1 protein-coding gene is annotated in these 1607 nt (G+C 70.3%); it reads left to right on the top strand.

The features are described 5' to 3' along the window. Positions 1-1461, top strand: a 1461-nt coding sequence (locus FrCorBMG51_RS30955) for a diflavin oxidoreductase (protein WP_235433447.1), incomplete at its 5' end; no start/stop codon positions are given. Between the last annotated feature and the right edge of the window lie 146 nt (positions 1462-1607).

Genomic DNA, 1607 nt, shown 5'->3' with positions numbered 1-1607 from the left:
CTCGACGGCCGCCGTTACGCCGTGCTCGCCCTCGGCGACTCCAGCTACGACGACTTCTGCGGCCACGGCCGCCGCCTCGACCAGCGTCTCGCCGAACTGGGCGGCAGGCGGCTGGTTCCGCGCGTCGACTGCGAACCCGACTACCACGACGCTCTGGCCGGCTGGCTGGAGCAGGTCATCTCCGCCCTCGCCGCCGCGCCACCCCGACCAGGCGCCCCAGTCACCGCTCCTGCCCAGACCGCTCCTGCCCAGACCTCTCCCGCCCAGGCATCTCCCGTCCCGCCGCCGTCGGGATCCGTCCCACGGCCGCGGGCATCCGTCGAGACAGCGGCGGCAGCGGTGGCGGCGCCGAGCCGCAACGATCCGTGGGCGGTGCCGCTGGTCGGTAACCGGCTGCTGAGCCTGGCCGGCTCGGCCAAGGAGGTGCGGCGTTTCACGTTCGACCTGACCGACAGCCGGCTGGACTACACCGCCGGCGACACCCTGGGGGTCTGGCCGACGAACTGCCCCGATCTGGTCGACGAGTGGCTCGCCGCCACCGGCCTGGACCCCCACACCGTCGTCGACGTGGGCGAGCCGATGCCGCTGGTCGAGGCGCTGCGTCACCGCCTGGACATCACCACTGTCCGCCCGGACCTGCTGCGTTTCGTCGCCGAACACACCCGCGACGTCCGGCTGCGCACCCTGCTGCGCCCCGACAACAAGCTCGAACTGACGAAGTGGATGTGGGGCCGCCAGGCCGGCGACGTCCTCGCCGAACACCCGGTGCGGGCCGGCGTCACCGACTGGCTGACGGTGCTCGGACGGTTGCGGCCCAGGATGTACTCGATCTCCTCCTCGCCGCTGGTGGAGCCGGCGGCGGTGAGTCTGACCGTCTCCGTCGTCCGTTTCGTGGGCAGCCGCGGCCGCCCCCGCAAGGGTGTGTGCTCCACCTACCTCGCCGACACGGCCCCTGGCCACCCGGTGCCGGTGTTTCTGCAACGCTCGCCGCGCTTCCGCCCGCCCGCCGCCGACGACGCACCGGCTGTCATGATCGGCCCGGGTACCGGCATCGCGCCGTTCCTGGGCTTCCTGCAGGAGCGCCAGGCCCGCGGCGCGCGCGGGCCGAACTGGCTGTTCTTCGGTGAACAGCGCCGCGCGACCGACTTCTACTACGCCGACGAACTCGAAGCTCTCGCCACCACTGGTACCCTCACCCGCCTTGACCTGGCATTCTCCCGCGACCAACGCGCCAGGATCTACGTCCAGGACCGCATGCGGGAGCATGGCGCGCACCTGTGGGCGTGGCTGCGCGACGGCGCCTGCGTCTACGTGTGCGGCGACGCCGCCCGCATGGCCAAGGACGTCGATCAGGCACTCCGCGACATCGCCACCACCCACGGCAACCTCGACCCCGAGGAAGCCGCCGCCTACATCAGACAGCTCGCCACCGACAACCGCTACGTCCGCGACGTCTACTGATTCCACTGGATGTTTGGTGCTGGAGCTGTTGCGCTCAGCATCGGTGTAAAGCTGCTGGAAGAAACTCCCCACATGAGACACCCTCTAACCCTGGATGCACCGACGAGCTTTCCCTGATCATCTTCCGGGACTGTTTCAAGATCGGT

It is taken from the genome of Protofrankia coriariae (assembly GCF_001017755.1).
GTDB lineage: Bacteria > Actinomycetota > Actinomycetes > Frankiales > Frankiaceae > Protofrankia > Protofrankia coriariae.
This window is presented reverse-complemented; position numbering and strand designations above follow the sequence as displayed.